The sequence below is a fragment of the Albirhodobacter sp. R86504 genome (assembly GCF_042466415.1).
Classification (GTDB): Bacteria; Pseudomonadota; Alphaproteobacteria; order Rhodobacterales; family Rhodobacteraceae; genus Albirhodobacter.
On the sequence record NZ_JAXHCH010000002.1, the window covers coordinates 399324 to 418362 of the forward strand.

General features: G+C 60.4%; 17 protein-coding genes. 15 read left to right on the forward strand and 2 right to left on the reverse strand.

Annotated features, from left to right (window positions below; all coding sequences use genetic code 11):
• Positions 1-48: 48 nt before the first annotated feature.
• On the reverse strand, positions 49-1548 hold the full coding sequence (locus SJY32_RS03995; RefSeq protein ID WP_376871862.1) for a phospholipase D-like domain-containing protein: 1500 nt from the start codon (positions 1546-1548) through the stop codon (positions 49-51).
• 342 nt (positions 1549-1890) lie between these two features.
• On the opposite strand from SJY32_RS03995, the gene dctP reads away from it, so the two are divergent.
• From dctP to SJY32_RS04030, 7 genes are all read left to right on the forward strand, one after another.
• Positions 1891-2898, forward strand: a complete 1008-nt coding sequence (dctP, locus tag SJY32_RS04000; RefSeq protein WP_376871864.1) for a TRAP transporter substrate-binding protein DctP — start codon at positions 1891-1893, stop codon at positions 2896-2898.
• A 56-nt stretch (positions 2899-2954) separates the two neighbouring features.
• On the forward strand, positions 2955-3500 hold the full coding sequence (locus SJY32_RS04005; RefSeq protein ID WP_376871866.1) for a TRAP transporter small permease subunit: 546 nt from the start codon (positions 2955-2957) through the stop codon (positions 3498-3500).
• 1 nt (position 3501) lies between these two features.
• Positions 3502-4815, forward strand: coding sequence for a TRAP transporter large permease (locus SJY32_RS04010; protein ID WP_376871868.1), 1314 nt, complete (start codon positions 3502-3504; stop codon positions 4813-4815).
• Positions 4816-4827: 12 nt separating this feature from the next.
• Positions 4828-6135 (forward strand): malonyl-CoA decarboxylase, encoded by a 1308-nt coding sequence (locus SJY32_RS04015; protein WP_376871871.1) that lies wholly within the window; start codon positions 4828-4830, stop codon positions 6133-6135.
• Entirely contained in the window at positions 6132-7652 is a 1521-nt protein-coding gene (locus SJY32_RS04020) for a malonyl-CoA synthase (RefSeq protein ID WP_376871873.1), read from the forward strand. The genes SJY32_RS04015 and SJY32_RS04020 overlap by 4 nt, the downstream gene beginning before the upstream one ends.
• Before the next feature lie 180 nt (positions 7653-7832).
• Entirely contained in the window at positions 7833-8489 is a 657-nt protein-coding gene (locus SJY32_RS04025) for a TetR/AcrR family transcriptional regulator (protein ID WP_376871876.1), read from the forward strand.
• Positions 8490-8613: 124 nt separating this feature from the next.
• Positions 8614-9645 carry an NADP-dependent oxidoreductase gene (locus SJY32_RS04030; RefSeq protein WP_376871879.1) on the forward strand — a complete coding sequence of 344 codons (1032 nt, stop codon included), beginning with the start codon at positions 8614-8616 and terminating at the stop codon, positions 9643-9645.
• A 71-nt stretch (positions 9646-9716) separates the two neighbouring features.
• Here SJY32_RS04030 and SJY32_RS04035 read toward each other — a convergent pair whose 3' ends face one another.
• Positions 9717-10610, reverse strand: coding sequence for a helix-turn-helix transcriptional regulator (locus SJY32_RS04035; protein ID WP_376877562.1), 894 nt, complete (start codon positions 10608-10610; stop codon positions 9717-9719).
• Positions 10611-10953: 343 nt separating this feature from the next.
• Here SJY32_RS04035 and SJY32_RS04040 point away from each other — a divergent pair, with 343 nt between their 5' ends.
• From SJY32_RS04040 to SJY32_RS04075, 8 genes are all read left to right on the forward strand, one after another.
• Positions 10954-11145, forward strand: a complete 192-nt coding sequence (locus SJY32_RS04040) for a Flp family type IVb pilin (protein ID WP_376871881.1) — start codon at positions 10954-10956, stop codon at positions 11143-11145.
• Between the two features lie 68 nt (positions 11146-11213).
• Complete coding sequence (locus tag SJY32_RS04045; protein WP_376871884.1) at positions 11214-12755, forward strand: TadE/TadG family type IV pilus assembly protein; 1542 nt, start codon at positions 11214-11216, stop codon at positions 12753-12755.
• Entirely contained in the window at positions 12752-13267 is a 516-nt protein-coding gene (locus SJY32_RS04050) for a TadE/TadG family type IV pilus assembly protein (RefSeq protein WP_376871886.1), read from the forward strand. The genes SJY32_RS04045 and SJY32_RS04050 overlap by 4 nt, the downstream gene beginning before the upstream one ends.
• Positions 13264-13881, forward strand: coding sequence for a TadE/TadG family type IV pilus assembly protein (locus SJY32_RS04055; protein ID WP_376871888.1), 618 nt, complete (start codon positions 13264-13266; stop codon positions 13879-13881). The genes SJY32_RS04050 and SJY32_RS04055 overlap by 4 nt, the downstream gene beginning before the upstream one ends.
• Positions 13882-13892: 11 nt before the next feature.
• Positions 13893-15284 (forward strand): CpaE family protein, encoded by a 1392-nt coding sequence (locus SJY32_RS04060; protein ID WP_376871890.1) that lies wholly within the window; start codon positions 13893-13895, stop codon positions 15282-15284.
• A complete protein-coding gene (locus SJY32_RS04065; RefSeq protein ID WP_376871893.1) occupies positions 15284-16966 on the forward strand; it encodes an ATPase, T2SS/T4P/T4SS family in 1683 nt (560 codons plus the stop codon). Before SJY32_RS04060 ends, SJY32_RS04065 begins: the two co-directional genes overlap by 1 nt.
• The gene (locus tag SJY32_RS04070) at positions 16963-17925 is read left to right on the forward strand and encodes a type II secretion system F family protein (protein ID WP_376871895.1); all 963 of its coding nucleotides are present in this window, start codon (positions 16963-16965) and stop codon (positions 17923-17925) included. Before SJY32_RS04065 ends, SJY32_RS04070 begins: the two co-directional genes overlap by 4 nt.
• A gap of 7 nt (positions 17926-17932) precedes the next feature.
• Complete coding sequence (locus tag SJY32_RS04075) at positions 17933-18991, forward strand: type II secretion system F family protein (protein WP_376871898.1); 1059 nt, start codon at positions 17933-17935, stop codon at positions 18989-18991.
• The last annotated feature ends 48 nt before the right edge of the window (positions 18992-19039 follow it).

The window sequence follows — 19039 nt, forward strand, 5'->3', positions numbered from 1 at the left end:
TTGTGACCCCGCGCGCTCCTGACGGGGATCGAACAGCTGGATCAGCCATCACGTGATGAGGTAAGCGATTAAAAGCGCGATGAGGGCACCAGCGGCGAGGAGGATGTGCCGACTGCTGATCCCGATGCGCGATGCAGCGCTGCGTTGATAGCGCGGGTCAAAGATCCGGGTGTGGGCGAGCCATTCCAGCACGGGTGCGCGGCGTCGCGGGCGGAGCGGCCGCAATCCGCGTTGATTGGTGGGGGGCGTCCCCTCCTGAAGCGCGGCGATTGCTTTGAGGAGGCTGCCGTGTTTTGCCCGTGCCTGCGCGATTTCCTGTTGGTGCATCCCCAGATGTTCGGCGAGGAGCGCATGAAGCTGCGCGGTAATCGCGTCTTGCTCGGCCTGATCCGATGCCAGCACCGCGATATCGCATTCGGTATCAAACCCCATCGACCTGCGGTCAATATTGCTGGAGCCCACCCGCAAAAACTTCCCATCCGAAATCACGATTTTCGCATGCACGTAAATGTCTTCGCCCGCGTCATTCGTGGGGGAAAAAATCGCAAACCGTCCGTGCTTGTCGGCCGCTTGCAACGCGCGGATCATCTTGTCGCGCGGGACGTTCATCGCAATATCTTCGAGCCTGTTTTGCGATTTCAAAGGGTTGATAACGATGATCTCGGGGCCGTCCTCCTCGGCGAGCCGTGACTTCAGGGCCGCAGTGAGCGTATCGGCGCAGAAATATTGCGACTCGAAATAGATATACTCGCGCGCCGATGCGATTGCGTCGAGATACAGCGCCTCAATCTCGCAAATCGCGCCGCTGTCGGGTTGCGGCGGCTCGGTGCGTGCGATGGCCACAGGGATGTCGCGAAACTGCGGCGTAATCGATGCGGGCCAAAGCGTGTCATCGGTGCGGGGCAGGGGCGCGAGGGTTTCGTCATTCGCGCGGTCCCACCGCGCATGTGCAAGCTCGCTCAACGCCAAGGCGGCAGGGCCCGCAAGCACCGCCGTTGCATCATGCCACGGTTGCGCGATCGAGCCGTCTTTGGCTGCGCGCAGCGGATTGTTGCTGCGGTGGTCGCGGTCATCCCACCGCCCGTCCGTCACATCAATTCCGCCACAGAACGCCGCAATACTATCCACGACAACGATTTTCTGGTGATGGCAGGCCCCAACCGGATGCCGTCCGTCGAAGGCCAGATGCACCTGCGATGGCGATAGGAATTTGACTTGAAGGGCAGGCGCGGTCTGCCCCGGCGCCAAGACGACGCCGCCGCTCCATTGCAGCAAATAGATATCGAGCTGGGGGCAACGCGACACCAGCTCATCCAAAAACGCTCCGATGCGATTGGGGAGCCCGTCGGGCGCATTGCCGTCATCATCGCTCTCGCCCGGCAACATCTCTATTCCGAAATCGAAATCCCAGCCGATCATCAAGACGCGGTGACGTGCTTGGATCAAAGCCTCGCGCAGCGCACGAAAATACTCTTTTCCGTCTATGATCAGGCTAAGGGAAGTCGCACGTTCCACGCGCCAACACGTCCGGCCTTCGTCAAATTCCATCGGGTCAGTCCTTGCTCGGTTTCCACCATCATAGCTGTGGAGCATGTCAGTCTTTCGAAGATTTGATGTCTTGGCCCGATTTTCTCAAAAGCTAGGTCCGGACATTCCGTTTCGGGACGACCGTTTTTAGGCGCGGTTCGCCGCACTGTGGCATCTTGGGCTGTGTATCGCAAAGCCCAACGCGGTGACGCTGAGAAAGATCCGCACGATATTATGTATCTCGGCAATACGATTCTCGTGTGAGTGCAAACTTTAAGTTCTTGCATACAATATAATTGACACAGTATTGCCCCTCGGTCAGACTGCTCACAGATCACTTGAGGACTTTGGGAGGAGACTTCGATGACTTTGACGAAAAATATGACCTTCACGAAAACACGCATGTTCACCACCGCGCTCGCGACGGCGGGCATTGCGCTTTGCGCGCAGGCGGCGTCGGCCACGGAATTGCGGCTGTCGCATCAATTCGCCCCGGGCGATCTGCGCCACAAAATCGCGCAGATGGTGGCCGATGACGTCGCCGCGGCGGATGTCGACCTGACGATCAAGATTTTCCCGTCAGGATCTTTGTTCAAAGCGACAGAGCAATATACCCCGCTGACCCGCGGCCAGTTGGACATGACGGTTCTGCCGCTGTCCTATGCTGGGGGTCAGCATCCTGAATTCAACCTGACGCTGATGCCGGGACTCGTAAAAAGCCACGCCCATGCGGCGCGTCTTTCAGCCTCGCCGTTCATGGAGGGGATCGAGGAGATCCTGAATGGCGATGATGTGAAAACGCTGGTTCATGGCTATTTGGCGGGCGGTTTCGCGAGCACAGGTGAGTGCATCCGGCGCCCCGAAGATGTGTCGGGCATGACGGTGCGCGCAGCGGGCAAGGGCTTTGAGGAGATGATGCAGGCCGCGGGCGCGTCCATCGCCTCGATGCCGTCCTCGGAAGCTTATAACGCGATGCAGCAAAACGTGTTGCAGGGCCTTAATACCTCATCATCGTCCTTCGTGTCATTCCGCCTGCAAGAGCTTGCGAAATGCTACACCCCTGCGGGCGATGTCGCGCTTTGGTTCATGTACCAGCCGATGATGATCAACAAAACGACCTTCGACGACCTCACGCCCGAGCAGCAAGAGGCCTTGATGGCCGCATCGGCAAAGGCTGAGGCGTATTATCTTGAGGAGGCGGCCAAGGAGGATCTCGAATCCGAGGAGATCTTCGCGGCAGCCGGAGTTGAGATTGCGAAGATGACGCAAGACGATTTTGACGCATGGCGCGCCGTGGCCGAGACCAGCTCCTACACCTCGTTTGAGGGCCGCGGCAAAGAGCTTCTCGATCTGGCACTTTCGGTAGAGTGAGACACAAGCCCGTGCCGTAATCTCGCGGCGCGGGCGTTTTTTTCAGGGAGGGGCCGATGTCTCACATAACCCAACCGGTCGCGCCGCCGACATGCAACGGCTTCGTGCGGGGCGTGCGTGCTGTGTCGACCGTCTGCGGATGGATCGCGGCTGCGTTCACGGTCATCGCGCTTTTTGTGACCTGCCATATGATCTTTGATCGTGCGGTCATGGGCAATTCAACAATCTGGCAAACCGAGGCGGTGATCTATCTGATGATCGGCGCAGCGACGATTGGTTTGCCTTATGTGCAAACGCTGCGCGGGCATGTGAATGTTGATCTCATTCCGATGATGTTGCCGCCGCATATCCGTATCCACCTCGCCTATGTCGTGATGATCGCGTCGATTGCGGTGATCGCATTGGTGGCTTGGTATAGTTTCGATGTCTGGCATCAAGCGTTCGAGCGCGGCTGGAAATCACCGACAGTCTGGGGCCCGCCGCTGTGGATTCCCTATCTCACGCTACCAATCGGATTTGGCCTGTTCTTGTTGCAGTTGATTGCGGATCTGGTGGCGCTGGTCATTGGCGAAGACACCGCATTTGGCATGGGGGAAAGCTGATATGGATCCGCTGGCTCTTGGTCTTCTCGTCGCTGTCTCGACGATCTTTATTCTATTCTCTGGCGTTTCGGTTGCGGTTGGCTTGCTGATTGTGTCTGCGTTGTTCCTGCTCATCTTCGACGGCTCGCGCTCGCTTGAAATGATGCCGGAGATTTTCTTCGCCGATCTCAACAGCTTCACCATCCTCTCAATCCCGATGTTCATCATCATGGGCGCGGCGGTCGCGTCTACGCGGGCGGGCGCGGATTTGTTTGAGGCGCTGGAGCGATGGTTGACCCGCGTGCCCGGTGGGCTCGTGGTCTCCAATCTCGGCGCGTGCGCCTTGTTCGCCGCAATGTCGGGATCTAGCCCGGCGACCTGTGCGGCAATCGGAAAAATGGGCATCCCCGAGATGCAAAAACGGGGGTATCCTGACGGCGTGGCCGCAGGTTCGATTGCGGCGGGCGGCACATTGGGGATCTTGATCCCGCCTTCGGTCACGATGATCGTCTACGGGATCGCGACGGAGACCTCTATCGGCCGTTTGTTCTTGTCGGGTATTTTGCCGGGGGTGCTGCTGACGGTGCTGTTCATGGCGTGGTCGATCTATGCGACTTGGCGCTCTGGGAATGCGGCCGTGCTGTCGCCGCGCAGCTATTCGCTCAAAGAAAAGCTCGAAATTTTGCCGCGGGTCGTGCCTTTCGTGATCGTCATCATCGGAGTTCTCTACGCGATGTATGGCGGGATCGCGACGACGTCGGAGACGGCGGCGGTTGGGGCGATCTTGTGCCTCGGGATGGCGATTGTAATCTACCGGATGTGGAATCCGCGCTCGATCTGGGCGGTGCTGCGCGACAGCACGCGGGAATCGGTGATGATCTTGTTCATCATGGCGGCCGCGGGGGTGTTCTCCTACATGATGTCGTCATTGTTCATCACGCAATCGGTGGCGCAATGGATCGCGGATCTGGCGGTAAACCGTTGGGTGCTGATGGGGATTATCAACCTTTTCTTGCTTGTTGCGGGTTTCTTCTTGCCGCCTGTGGCTGTGATCTTGATGACCGCGCCGATCTTGATGCCGATCTTGGAGGCCGCGCAATTCGACCCATACTGGTTCGCAGTCATCCTGACGATCAACATGGAAATCGGCCTCATCACGCCGCCTGTTGGCCTCAACCTGTTCGTGATCAATTCGATTGCGCCGAAAATCCCCCTCAAAACCATCCTGTTGGGCTCGTTGCCCTATGTTGGCTGCATGTTCTTGGCGATCTTGATCCTGTGCTTCGTGCCGGAACTGGCGACTTGGCTGCCTGACGCAGTGATGGGGCCAATGTAAGGAGACCTAAACGTGAGCCATATCACCTTCTTTTCCGACATAATGTCGACCTTGTTTGAGCGTGGCATGGGCAAGCCGTCCAATGCCAGCCGCGTCCCGATGATCGATCTGTGCACCGCACTTTTATCGCCGCAAGGGGAGGTGTCGGGGACGCGGCTGGCGCGCGAGGTGCTGGGCAAATATCGCTCATTGGATCACGACGGGCGGCGCGATTTCTTCCGCTATCTCGCCACCGATCTTGATTTGGATACGGAGGCGGTCGCGCAGGCGGCCAAAGCCTACGGCGAGACGCGCGATGCGGCCAATCTCGCGAAGCTGTGCCGCGAGGCGGAGCCGCGCCGACAGGAGTTGCTGCGCCGCCTCAATCAGGCGACAGGTGCCACGCAAGACCTTGTGCGGATGCGGCTGGATTTGCTTGGCATGATCAAGGACGAGCCCGATTTGGCCGTGATTGATCCTGATTTCCGGCACCTATTCGCAAGCTGGTTCAATCGGGGCTTCCTCGTGTTGCGCCCGATTGACTGGCGGACCCCTGCGAACATCCTTGAGAAGATCATCGAATATGAGGCGGTTCATGCGATCGATGATTGGGATGATCTTCAACGCCGCCTTCGCCCCGTGGATCGCCGCTGTTTCGCGTTCTTCCATCCGGCGATGGCGGAGGAGCCGCTTATTTTCGTCGAGGTCGCGCTGACCAAGGGCATTGCCGGTTCGGTGCAGGACCTCTTGGCCGAAGAACGTGCCGCTTTGGACGAGGCGGATCTGGATACGGCCGTCTTCTACTCGATCTCCAACTGTCAGGCGGGGCTTGCGGGCATTTCCTTCGGCAATTCGCTGATCAAACAGGTTGTCGAGGAGCTCAAGCGCGACCTGCCGCAGGTGAAGCGGTTTGTGACCCTCTCGCCAGTTCCGGGCTTTGCGGGGTGGCTGGCGGAGATTGCGCCTGACAATGCCGAGGCGGGCGAGTTGCTGCGTGCCGCGCAAACGGGTGACGCGGCGCAGATAAAACCTCTCACCGCGAGCCTCAAGCGCCTTTGCGCCTACTACCTCGCGGAGGTGAAGGGGCGCAAAGGATTGCCCGCCGACCCCGTCGCGCGGTTCCATTTGAGCAACGGCGCATCGCTGCATGATGTGCACGCACTGGCCGACACCTCGCCCAATGGATTGCGCAAATCCTGCACGGCGATGGTGAACTATTACTACGATCTCGCAAAGGTCGAACAGAACAACGAGAGCTTCGTCACCCAAAACAAAGTGACACTCTCGAAACAGGTGAAGGCTCTGGTCGAGCAGAGCGAAATGACAGGAAAATCCTCATGACCAACCCGCTTTACGATGCGCTCATCGCCCCGCTCGCCAATCGCACGACACCCGTTTTGACGGATAGCACGGGCGCCGAGATGACCGGTGCAAAGCTGCATGCCAAAGCGCTTTCCTACGCGGCGGCGCTCTGCAGTTTGGGGCTTAAACCGGGGGATCGCCTCGCGGTCCAGATCGACAAATCCGCGCAAGCGCTGGCGCTCTATTGCGGGGCGCTTGCGGCGGGGATTGTGTTTTTGCCGCTCAATACGGCCTATACGGCGGCGGAGGTGGAGTATTTCGTCGCAAATTCCGGCGCGGCGTTGCTGGTGGGCGCGCCTGACAAGCAAGACGAGCTCGCGCAGGTCGCGGCGCGCAACGGTGCGCGGTTTGAAACGCTCGACGCATTGGGGGAGGGCAGCCTGACCGATATTGCGCGGCTCATCGGCCCAAGCTTCACACCGGTTGCGCGCGCGGCGGATGATCTCGCGGCGATCCTCTACACCTCTGGCACGACGGGGCGATCAAAGGGGGCGATGCTGACGCAGGCGAACTTGTTGTCCAACTGCGATGTGCTGATGGCGGAATGGCGCTTCACGGATCAAGATGTGCTTTTGCATATGCTGCCGATTTTCCACACGCACGGTCTGTTTGTCGCAACAAATGTCGTCCTGCGGGCGGGCGGGCGCATGATCTTCCTTGCTGGGTTCAAGGTGGATCAGGCGCTGAAGTTCCTACCGCAGGCGACCACGATGATGGGTGTGCCGACATTCTACACACGGCTTTTGGATTCGCCCGAGTTCACGCGCGATCTGGTGGCCCATATGCGTCTGTTCACCTCCGGCTCGGCGCCGCTGCTGGCTGAAACGCATGAGGAATTTGAGGGGCGCACAGGGCACCGGATTCTGGAGCGCTACGGGATGACCGAGACAAATATGAACACCTCCAACCCCTATGACGGCGAGCGCCGCGCGGGGACGGTTGGCTTCCCGTTGCAAGGTGTCGAGGTGAAAATCACCGATCCGAACACAGGCGAGGAAGTGCCGCGTGGAACCGCGGGCATGATCGAGGTGCGGGGACCGAATGTGTTTAAAGGCTATTGGGAAATGCCGGAGAAAACCCGTGAGGAGCTGCGTGAAAACGGCTTCTTCATAACGGGCGACATCGGGCAGATCGATGCGGATGGCTATATCAGTATCGTTGGCCGACAGAAGGATTTGATCATCACGGGCGGCTATAATGTCTATCCCAAGGAGATCGAGTTGATCCTCGATGAGCAAGAGGGCGTGTTGGAAAGTGCGGTCATCGGCGTGCCACATCCTGATTTCGGGGAGGCTGTCGTGGGCGTCTTGGTGCCGCGCGCGGGGGCGAAACCTGATCTCGACGCGATCAAGGCGGCAATGGGCGAGAGCCTCGCGAAGTTTAAACAGCCCAAGACCCTTGTCGAGGTTGCCGAATTGCCGCGCAACACGATGGGCAAGGTGCAAAAGAACCTTCTGCGTCAAGAGTTCGACGCGATGTTCAAGGTGGATGCCTGACGCGAATTTGTCTCTGCGTTGCGACCGGCTGGCAAATTCCGCCTTTTTATGAAGCAAACATCAGCACGCGCGGGGGCATCCGCGCGTGCTTTCTGTGTCGTGTGAAGGCCACGCGCGCTTCGGTAGAAAACTTCGCCCGCCGCCACTAGACAATCGGTCTAGCGACCCTATATCGAGCCTATGAGCAACACACGTCTTCATATCCTCGACACCGGTCGCCGTCTCACCGCCCAGCGCGGATTCACTGCGGTGGGTCTGACGGAACTGTTGACCGCCGCCGAAGTTCCCAAAGGGTCATTCTATCACTACTTTTCCTCGAAAGAGGATTACGGGGTGGCTCTGTTGGAGCATTACGTCAACGGATATAGCGCGGAGATCGGCACCAGCCTTGGCAATGATACGCTCACCGGACGCGATCAGATCTTGCGCTATTTCGAAGCATGGCATCTGCGCCAAGGGGACGGGCCTGCCGATCGTAAATGCCTGATCGTCAAGCTCGCGGCGGAAATTTCTGATCTCTCGCCCGCGATGCGCGCGGTGCTGCAAGGCGGAGTCGAGAGGATCGTTGCGCGGTTGGGTGGCGCTTTGCGTAAGGCGCAAGCTGATGGATCGGTGGCGGGGGTCAGCGAGCCAGATGCGCTCGCGGTCACGCTCTACCAAATCTGGCTCGGCGCGAGTTTGATGGCGCATCTGTCGCAAGACGCTGCGCCGCTTGCGGGCGCTCTGCGCCAGACACGCGCGCTTTTGCCTGTCGCAACGCTCAAGCCCCCAACGCTTGACCCGCCAACCACTGAGCCCTCTGACGGCTTCGAAGCTGCCGTCGTCACGTCCCTTTAACTGCCTCTATCTCCGGCATCCGTGTCGGGTAAAGACGCCCTCTCGTTCCGCTTACTAGTCAATCGGTCTAATTCACCTCTCTCAATCACGGCCCCGCCGCGATTGTCCAATGAAGGAATTTCAAATGACACAATCCACCACGCACAACCGCCGTTTCGTCTTGAACGAGCGCCCGAACGGCGAGCCCACATCGAACACCTTGCGCCTTGAGACAGTCGATATCCCTGAGCCGAAGGCGGGCGAGATGCTGTTGCGTAACGAATATCTTTCGCTCGATCCCTATATGCGGGGCCGGATGTCGGATGCGCCGTCCTATGCCGCGCCCGTCGAGATTGGCGGCGTCATGGTCGGCGGTACGGTCGCTCAGGTTGTGACATCGCATATCGAGGGATTTGAGACGGGCGATTGGGTTGTCGCGTTTGGCGGCTGGCAGGATTACGCGATTTCGAATGGCGCGGGCGTGATCAATATGGGCAAATCGCCCGACAAGCCGTCTTGGGCGTTGGGCGTTTTGGGCATGCCAGGCCTGACGGCATGGGCAGGGCTCACACAGATCGGCCAACCTAAAGCAGGCGAGACGCTGGTTGTGGCGGGCGCTAGCGGCCCTGTCGGCGCGACGGTCGGGCAGGTCGGCAAACAACTCGGCCTACGGGTTGTGGGCATCGCGGGCGGGGCGGAGAAATGCCGTCACGTGGTCGAGGTGCTGGGGTTTGACGACTGCATCGATTATAAAGCCGAGGGCTTCGCGCAGACATTGGCGAAAGCCGTCCCGCAGGGCATCGATATCTACTTTGAAAACGTCGGCGGCAAAGTGTTCGACGCGGTCCTGCCACTGTTAAATCCCGCGTCACGCGTTCCCGTCTGTGGCCTGATCTCTGGCTATAACGCGACATCGCTTCCGGACGGCCCTGACCGGATGGGTTATTTGATGGGCCAGATTTTGCGCAAACGGATCACGATGCGCGGCTTCATCGTCTTTGACGACTTCGGCCAGCATTACGGCGAGTTTGCCGAGCAGATGGGCGCATGGGTCAAGTCGGGCGCGATCAAATACCGGGAGGAAATGATCGACGGTCTGGACGCCGCGCCGGAGGCTTTCATCGGCCTGTTGCGCGGAGAAGCCTTCGGCAAGCGGGTTATCCATATCGCCGCGTAAGTCTCGCAGGGCACGATAGCTGAACAAGGGCGGCCAACGGGTCGCCCTTTTCCCATTGCAGGCGACGCGGCCTATGGGGCAGTCACCCTTGCCCCCGCGTTGATCAGCGCAAGTATTTCGATTTGACCGCTTGTGCCAGTCTTCGCGTAGATCTGGCTGAGGTGGCTGCGCACGGTGGTGATCGACACGCCTAACAGGGTTGCGATGTCATTCGCCTTTTGTCCCGCAGCCAGCAACTGACAGACTTTTTGCTGACTGCGGCTGAGCGCGAATGGGTTATTCGGGCTGAGAATATGGCTTTCGAAGCTATCGGGCGCGAGGCGTTTTTTCACACCGTATTTCCCGATGAGCCCGAGGATCACTCCCGGCGTGCGCAAAGCCCATGCCTCGGCAAGCGCCCCTGCCAAGATCGGCGCGGGCAGGTCGACGCTATAATCGGGCGGCGCGGTGTAGAGGATTTCGACCATATCAATCTTCTTTTCCGTCACATCCATAATCAAAACGCTGGCTTGGGCGATGTCTGGGGCCGCATCCCATAGTCGCGCTATCTCGCTATCGTTGAATGCAGGCTCCTCGCGCAGGTTGGTGAGGCGCAAAATCCCGCCCGCGGCAATCTGCGCGGCATCAAACCCCAGCATGAAACGCAACATGCTGCCTGTTAAAACGGAGAGACCATCAGGCACGGTCTTCTCTGAGGCTTCGGGGATTTCCCGCGCGACAGTCACAATTGGCTGGATCTTCCCGTCCAGACGCGAAAACCGGTACACCCCGCATCGGGCCGCACCGACTTGATGCGCGAGGGTCGTGACGACATTTTCAAAGCGGATGTTTCCCGCCATGGCGGCGGACCAATCCGTCACCAGTGCGAAGGCGCTCGTCAATCGGGCGGCAAAGTCATTCGACTGACTGAAGGATGCGATCTGAGATCTGTCATGCGGGCCGAACTGGCTTAAAACTGGCATCATATTGAACACTCGGCTTCCGTAAACGTCATGCGAATTTACCGCAATTCAACTCAAAGGGCAAAGCCCTCAGGCCGATCAATAGGCTGCCGTTACGACACCCCGCGATCACACGCGTGAGGTGTATTTGGTGGCAGGTTTGGGGCGAGTTTCGCGGCCTCTGCCTGCATCGTGACACAAGCGATCGAAAATGCCCTGAAATGGCCGCGTCGCCTCATCCATATGAACGACGACCTTATACGAACGGATAGGGTAACTTCATCTTATCCGAGAGGCGCTGAGCATCTCGCAAACCAAATATCGACCCACCTGCGGCCCGTCCGCGCCCTCTATAAGGAACACCTCTATGACCAACACACTCACCGCTTTCGTCGCTCGTTTTCGCCGTGATGAGGAGGGCGCGACCCTCGTCGAATACGGCGTTGCTTTGGGCCTTGCCGTCATCGTTGGGGCGACAGCGCTCTCGACATTGGCGGGCAATGTGAAGGGCGAAGTCGAAGAAGCAAACGCGATCTTCACGTCGACTTCAGGCAGCTAAGGCGCCACGCTCACTGCCCCGACCGGAGCAGCCGTTCCGGTCGGGGCCCTTATTTTACGGATATTTTCATGCAACGCGCCCCCCAAACACACAGCTTCTTGCGCGCTGAAGATGGCGGAATTCTCGTCTTCTTCGCGATGGCGCTCGTGGTGTTTTTCGGTTTGATGGCGTTGATTTTTGATACCGGTCGCATGGCGACCACACAGGCGGAATTACAATCCTTTTCCGACAGCGTAAGCCTTGCTGCGGCGGCCGAGCTGAACGGCGGCGCCGATGCCTTGACGCGTGCGCGCGCCGCTGCGGCCGAGTTGATTGCCGATACGCAATCCTATGCCGCGGGTAACGCCGAGCTGGACGCGCAAGACATAACTCTGACGTTTTATCGCCCCGATGACGCCGGCGCTTTCACGCGGGCGGCAGATTTTGAAACCGATAGTCCTTACCGCGCGCGCTATGTCGAGGCGGTGGTTCATGACCATGAGGTGACGGCCGGTTTCGGGGCGATCTTCACGTCCGCGACGGGCGAGCAATCTGCGAATTCGCAGGTCGCGGCCAGCTCGGTTGCGGGGCTCTCCTTTGAGGCGTGCAATGTCGCGCCGGTGGCAGTGTGCTTGCCAAGCGTCGACTTCGATGCGGCAGCCGCCATCGGCACCACGCTGGAGCTTGAAGCCTCCGTCAATATCGGCGCATTGGTCCCGGGCAACATCGCCGTTGTCGACACGCTCACCGATACGCTCGCCTCGACGCTGGATGGATTATCGGTTTGCGCAGGGCTGTTGGGGGGGGCGCTCGACGCGTGCCTTGTTGCGGCGCGCGCGCCCGAGACGGCCTGCATCGGGCAGGGGGGGCTGACGATTTCAGCGGATGTTGATGCGTCGGGCCTGCTTGAGGCGATTGATACGCGGCTTGGCATCTTTGACGGACTCGCCGCGAGCCTCTCGGGCGATAGCAATTTTGCGGGCGCGCCAAATGTTCTGGCGGGGCTGACAACATCGGCTGGCCTTTGTATCCCCAATGTTGCCGCCTCGGGGCAGGCCGATTTAGGTTTGCCCACGGATGATTGTTTGAGCGCGGGATCGTGCAGCCTTCAGGGCGACGGCGATTGGAGCGCGGGCCGCGCGGCCTATATCGAGGCGCATTACAACGGCACCGACCCGGCCGTTTCCGCGACCACACGGTTTGATTTTTACCAGGCGGAAGTTGCGGCCTCCGCACAATCGGGCGGGCTGGTTGGAAATGTCGTCGGAGCGGTCACGGGCACGGTTGGCACGGTCGGATCGACCGTCGGCGGCGCTTTGGGCGGCCTTGTGGGCGGCGTGGTCGGGGGCGTTGTTGGCGGGGTGACGAGTTTCATCCCCAAGCTGTGCGCGCCCGCAACACAGGCCGAGACCGACCGCCGCTTGATGGTCGTCGCAGGGATCGATTGCTCGGGCGGCGGGATCAACGGCACAAATGTCACCCCGCCGGTGCAAGCCTATCTCGAAGTGTTTGCGCTGGGCCCCTCTGAAAACGGCCTGCTCAGCGTCGAGGTCACGGCGTGTTTGGGGGGGGAGTGCGGCGAAGGAAATCTGGGCACTGAAGTCAACGAAATCGTGAGGCTCGTCGAATGATCCGTGCCCTTCCTTCGCCGATCTCCCGGCTTGTCCAGATTTCGCGGCGCTTTGCGCGCGAGGACAGCGGCGCGGCGCTTGTCGAATTTGCGTTGGTCTTGCCGATGATGCTTTTGTTCATCGGGCTCTCCATTGAGGGCGCGCGCCTGTTTTGGGCGTATCAGGCAACGGTGTCGGGGGTTCGCGATGCGGCGCGCTACATCTCGCGCGCGGTTGATACGGATATTTGTACGCAGGGCGGCTCGCTCTCGCAATGGGAGGCCGAGCTGAGCGCGATCATAGCGCAGGCGCGCGACGGCGGCACGGTCTTCCCTGCGGGCGTTGAGGTCACGGCCGTCTCGGCGGATCTATCGTGCGCTAGCGGCTATCAGGGCGGAACAACTGCGGTGGCCACCGTAACCGCCCAGCTCCGCATCGATTATCCTTTCGGCGGTTTCTTCGCGCTTGTCGGCCTCACGCTTGATAGCGCCTCGACCTCCGTTAGCGACCAAACGCGGATCATCGGAGCATGAGCGCGCGCCTGGGCCAATTCGCGCGCAATGAGGAGGGGGCGACGCTTGTCGAATTCGCCCTTGTGATCGGGATCTTCCTGTTCTTGTTCTTCGGAATTATCGATTTCGCCCGTCTCGGGTTCACGAGCGTCCTAGCCCAAAAAGCAACAGAGATGGCGGTGCGCATGGCGGTTGTCTCGCCCGCGATGTGTGACGGTGTCGAGACGGTGGTCTCGCGCAGTTTGATTACGGGAACGCTTTGGGTCGATTTGCCAAATGGCACGAGATGCTCCGCCCGCAACGGCCTGTGCGATGCCGCCGAGACGGTCAGCTGTCTGGGCGCTGCGTCGCAGGCGGATGCGGCGCGGATCTGGGTACGTGTCGCGCCCTTGATGCCGGCGAACGCGCAGATCTCGAACCTGCGCTTTAGCTATAGCTACGACGAAAACCTCAACCGCGTCGGCGCGCCTTATGCGCCGGTTGTCACGGTCGAGATTGATGATTTGACCTTTGAATTCATTTCGCCCTTGGGGCGGTTGGCGGTGCTCGCGGGGGCCTCGGATGCGGGGACATTGGGCACGAACTTCACCTTTTCTTCGATGAGCGCCTCGTTGCCCGCCGAAGATCTACGCTAAGGAGACCTCTGATGACGATTGCCTATGCCGATCTCGAAACCCAACTGGCGGCCATTGAACGCGAATATGCGCAGGTGGCATCCGCTCGCGAAACGTTGCCGCAAGCGCCCTTGGGAAGCCGTCCGGTGCGGCTGTTGATTTGCGCGCGGACGCGGGCGTTCGGGGCGCGGATCAGCGCGCAGATGGCCCAAGATGACGCGGTCAACGGGGTGGTGTGCCGTGGCACATTTGCCCAAATCGTGGCGCATCGCGGCCCACAGGCAATCGATTGGTCGGCATGGGATTTCGTCGTGTTCGAGGCGCGCGCCGAGGCGGCAGCGTATGATTGCGCGGTGATCGCGGCGTTGATGGGGCGGGCGGATCATTTGCAGGTTATTGCGATGGTCGCGGGGGAGATAACGCCGCATCTGCGCGCGACATATCTTGAGGCCGGCGCGCGCGATGTTGTGGCGGATACCCATGCAACGCCGGACGAGGGTGCGCCCGAGACGCAGGGTGTTGCTCCCGCGGCGGACGTCACGCCGATCACCGCGCCGATCACCGTGCCCCCCACACCCGCCGCGCCGGAAACCCTGTCCTCCGCGGATGGCAGTCTTGCCGAACCCGCCGTTACCGCGTCGCCCCACATGGCTCAGCCACGGCAGATGGATACGGGTTTGGGTGCCGTCACCCTGATCTTGCGCGCGCGCGGTGGGGCCGGGGCCTCGACTGTGGCCACCAATCTGGCGATTGCGCAGGCGCGTTTTGGTACGGTGGCGCTGGTCGATCTCGATATTCAAAACGGCAGCATAGGTACGCTGCTTGATCTGCCCGATAGCGCCGCTTTCACACGGGTTATCCAATCGCAAGACCGCGCGGATGCCGCGTTTTGCGCGCGTGCGATGCAACAGCACTCCAGCGGCATCGACGTTCTCGCGGCCCCTGATGTCTTTGCGCCGATGACGTCACTGACGCCCGATTTGATCGCCGATTTGTTCGAGGCGCTGCGCGCGCGCTATGACCACGTGATCGTGGATCTGCCGCAGGCCGTGATGGATTGGTTCGCCCCACTTTTGGAAAGTGCTGCGCGTGCGATTATCGTGACCGATACATCTGTCCCCTCGATCAAACGGACGAAGCGTTTGATTGAGGTCTTGACGGAAGATCATATGACCTTGCCGGTGACCGTCGTGGTCAATGCCGAGAAGCGGCCGTTTGTGCAAAGCGCGGCGATAAAAGAGGCGGCACGCGTGCTGGACCGCGCGCTGACGCATTGGATTCCTCTCGATGCGGTTGCGATGCGCCGCGCGCGGGATATGGGGGTGCCGGTGATTGTCGGGGCAAAACGCAGCGGTTTGAGCCGCGCGTTTTTCGCGCTCAGTGATGCGATCCGCAGCAAGCGGCACACAAAGGCGGCGGCGTAATGTTTAAATCCTTTCATCAAGGGGCCGCGCCAACGCCGCGCCCAGCCGGAGAGGCAGTGCCCCCGCGCCTCGCGCAAGCGCCGGACCCTGTGCTTGTCGCTGATCCGCAATCGGCGCCTTCGACGCGACTTGCGCCATTGCCGCTCAACGCGGTGCAAAGGGTGCGCCAGAACATAGCGCGCGATGCCGAGAAAGCGTCAGCTGCGGCCGGTTTCAAAGCGGCGGTGCCAGAGGCGCAGCCCGCGTCCTTGCCGCCAACGTCGATGTTGACATCCGCCCCGACTGTCACCCCGCCCTCCGCACCGCCAGTCACCCCGTCTCCGTTCGCGAAGCTGCAAACCACCGCGACGGTTGATCCCCATTTGCAACTCAAATCCGTGCTGCACGAAAAGCTTCTGGAGGAGCTGAACCTCGCCGTGCTCGATAAGGCCAGCCGTCAGGATCTCAAGCGTGAGATTGGCGGTCTGGCCGCGCGTCACCTGCAAGACTCCGAGATCCAGATGAGCGCCCCCGAGTTCCAAGCCTTGATCGAAGAACTGCTCAACGAGGTCCTCGGGCTTGGTCCGTTGGAGCCTTTGCTGGCCGATGCGACAATCTCCGACATTTTGATCAACGGCGTCGACAACGTGTATGTGGAGCGCAACGGGCTTTTGGAACGCTCCGCAACGCGGTTTCGTGACGAGCGGCATCTGCTGCGGATCATTGACAAAATCGTCTCATCCGTTGGGCGTCGGATTGACGAGAGCCAACCTTGGGTTGACGCACGGCTGGAAGATGGCAGCCGCGTGAACGCGATTATCCGGCCTTGCGCGATCGACGGGCCGAGCCTGTCGATCCGCAAATTCTCGAAGACGCCGCTCAGTATGGATCGTCTGCTGGAGGCGGGCGCGCTGTCGGCCCCCGCGGCGCAGTTTTTGCATGCGGCGGTCAAGGGGCGGCTCAATGCGCTGATCTCGGGGGGGACGGGGTCAGGGAAGACGACGATGCTCAACGCGATGTCGGCTTTCATCGATCCACGCCACCGGATGGTGACGATCGAAGATGCGGCAGAATTGCAGTTGCAACAAGATCACGTCGTGCGGTTGGAAACGCGGCCTGCGAATGCCGAAGGGCATGGCCGCATCACCCAGCGCGATTTGATCATCAACGCGCTGCGCATGCGGCCCGACCGGATTATGATTGGCGAAGTGCGCGGCGCGGAGGCTTTCGATATGCTGCAAGCGATGAACACCGGCCATGACGGATCGATGACGACGATCCACGCGAACACCGCACGCGATGCGGTGAGCCGGTTGGAGCAGATGGTCTCGATGGTCGGCGGGGACTTTCCGATGGCGGCTGTGCGCGCGCAGATCGCGGCGGGATTGCATCTGGTCGTGCAGCTTAACCGCCTGTCAGATGGCCGCAGGCGCGTGATGAGCATCTCCGAAGTTGTCGGGCTCGAAGGCGATATCATCATGATGCAAGATATCTTTGTGTTCAGGAAAATGGGTCTGGATGCGCAGGGCAATGTGGTGGGCAGGATGTTGGCCACCGGTATCCGGCCGCGCTGTCTTGATGGGTTGGTCGCATCGGGGATTTCGATGGATCCGTCGATTTTCGCACCGTCGGAAGCCGTGGCAACGCCTTCCCGCCAACGTGTCGTAGGCCGCGCCGCCCTCGCGCAGGAGAATGTTCGATGAGCGCGTTGGGGTCCGTCACGGCGATGATCGTTGTGCTGCTTGCGTTGGGGTGGCTTTGCTTGATGGGGGCGATTGCTTGGGTTTTGTGGGGGGGCGAGCGGGCGCGCGGTGCGCGGGCCCTGCGCCGGATGCGGGCGATTTCGGGCGCGCAGGAGGCGCCGACCGAGAGCCTCTTGCGCCCTGTTCGCAGCGCTCAGCGCGGTCGAACAGTGCCGTTCATCGGGGATCTGGGCCAAGTCTTGATCCGCGCCGAGGTCCGCGTCTCGCAATGCCAATTTTTGCTGGGATGCGGTGTTACGGGTTTAGCGCTGGCGGCTTGTTTCATGCTCATCCTTCCGCCAGCACTTGCGGGTGTCGTCGGAATCCTCGCGGGGATTTTCGGGCCGATTACCTATCTGCGCCGCAAACATGCCGCGCGTGTTGCGGCCTTTACCGCCCAGCTACCCGATGCGTTGGAATTGATGATGCGGGGCCTGCGGGTCGGGCATCCGGTGAGCGTCACAATCCGCAATGTGGCCCGCACGATGCCCGATCCGATCGGCGCAGAGTTCCGGAAACTGGCCGATCAGATCAACCACGGCGACTATCTGACCGAAGCTTTCCGCGATCTGGCCGACCGGATGGGGCAGGAGGATATGGATTACCTTTCAGTCAGCCTGAGCATTCAGCACGGCACCGGCGGCAATCTGGCCGAAATGCTCGGCACATTGTCCAAAGTGATCCGGGACCGGATCATGATGCGCCGCCGTGTGAAGGCCATTTCGGCAGAAGGTCGGATCTCCGCGATGCTTTTGTCTTGCCTGCCTGTGTTGATCTATGTCGCGACGACATTGAGCGCGCCCACCTATTACGGCGATGTGATGGATAGCCCGTATTTCATGCCGATCGCGGGGACGATCGTCGCGCTTGTCGTGTCCAATGCTCTGGCGCTCTACAAATTAACGAATTTCCGGATGTGAGGGTGCGATGAAGACTTTCTTGGCGCAGGTGTCTGCCGGTGGCTTGCCGATCGGCTTGAATAGCCCCGGCTTACTCATGGTTTATCTGGCAGCCTTTGCGGGGCTCTTGATCTTGTTCGGTGGGGTTGGCCTTTATGTGACGCGCGACAGGGCGGTTGTGCGGATGCGCGCGCTCTCCTCCACCGCGCAGGAGACGGCGATGGAGGCGGCGGCCTTCGCCGAGCAAGCGGCTTTGCAAAACGGGGCGGGACAGGCGAACCAACCTTCGTTGATGCGCGCGCGCGATTACGTCCCGCAAGGGTGGATGAAGGCGTTAATTCCCGACGATCCTTCCGAACGTGCGCAGGTCCAGTTTCAACTCTCCAGTGTCGGGATCACGCATGATCGCGCCGTTGAGATGTTCTTTGTGCTGCGGCTTGTTCTGGCGCTTTTCGTGCCTATGACGGTGAGTGTTCTGGTCGTGCTCGCGCATGCGGCGCTATTGCCGGAAGGGCTGGCGGCGCGCGTCCTCGGCACGACGCAGCTACGGCTTTTGCAGATTGCGGCCGTGGGGGGGGCGATCGGGTTTTATGGTCCCGCCTACTGGCTCAAAAACCGGATCACGGAGCGCCAGTTGCGGATCAGGAACGGCTTTCCCAATGCGTTGGACTTGCTGCAAATCGCGGTTGAATCCGGCCTCGGGTTTGATGCGGCTTTGGCGAAAGTTGGCGCTGAGATTGGCCGTGTCTCGCCCGAGATTGCCTATGAGTTCCATCTGTTGAAGCAAGAGGTGCAAGCCGGTGCTGACCGCGAGAAATCCATGTTCGCGATGGCGGACCGGATGGGGGTGGATGAGGCGAAATCCTTCGCGCTGGTCGTGGCGCAATCGCTCCAGTTTGGCACAAGCCTGACGAGTGCTCTGCGCAATTACGCGGCGGAGATGCGCGTGAACCGTGAGCTGAACGCGCAAGAAAAGGCGAATAAGCTGCCGGTGCAGATGTCTGGTGTGATGGCGATGCTGATGCTGCCGGCGCTGTTCTTGATCATTCTCACGCCGATTATCATTCGGTATCTCGCGATGTATTGATCGGGCGGGCCGGACGCAAAATGCGCCCCTGTGTGACAGGGGCGCATT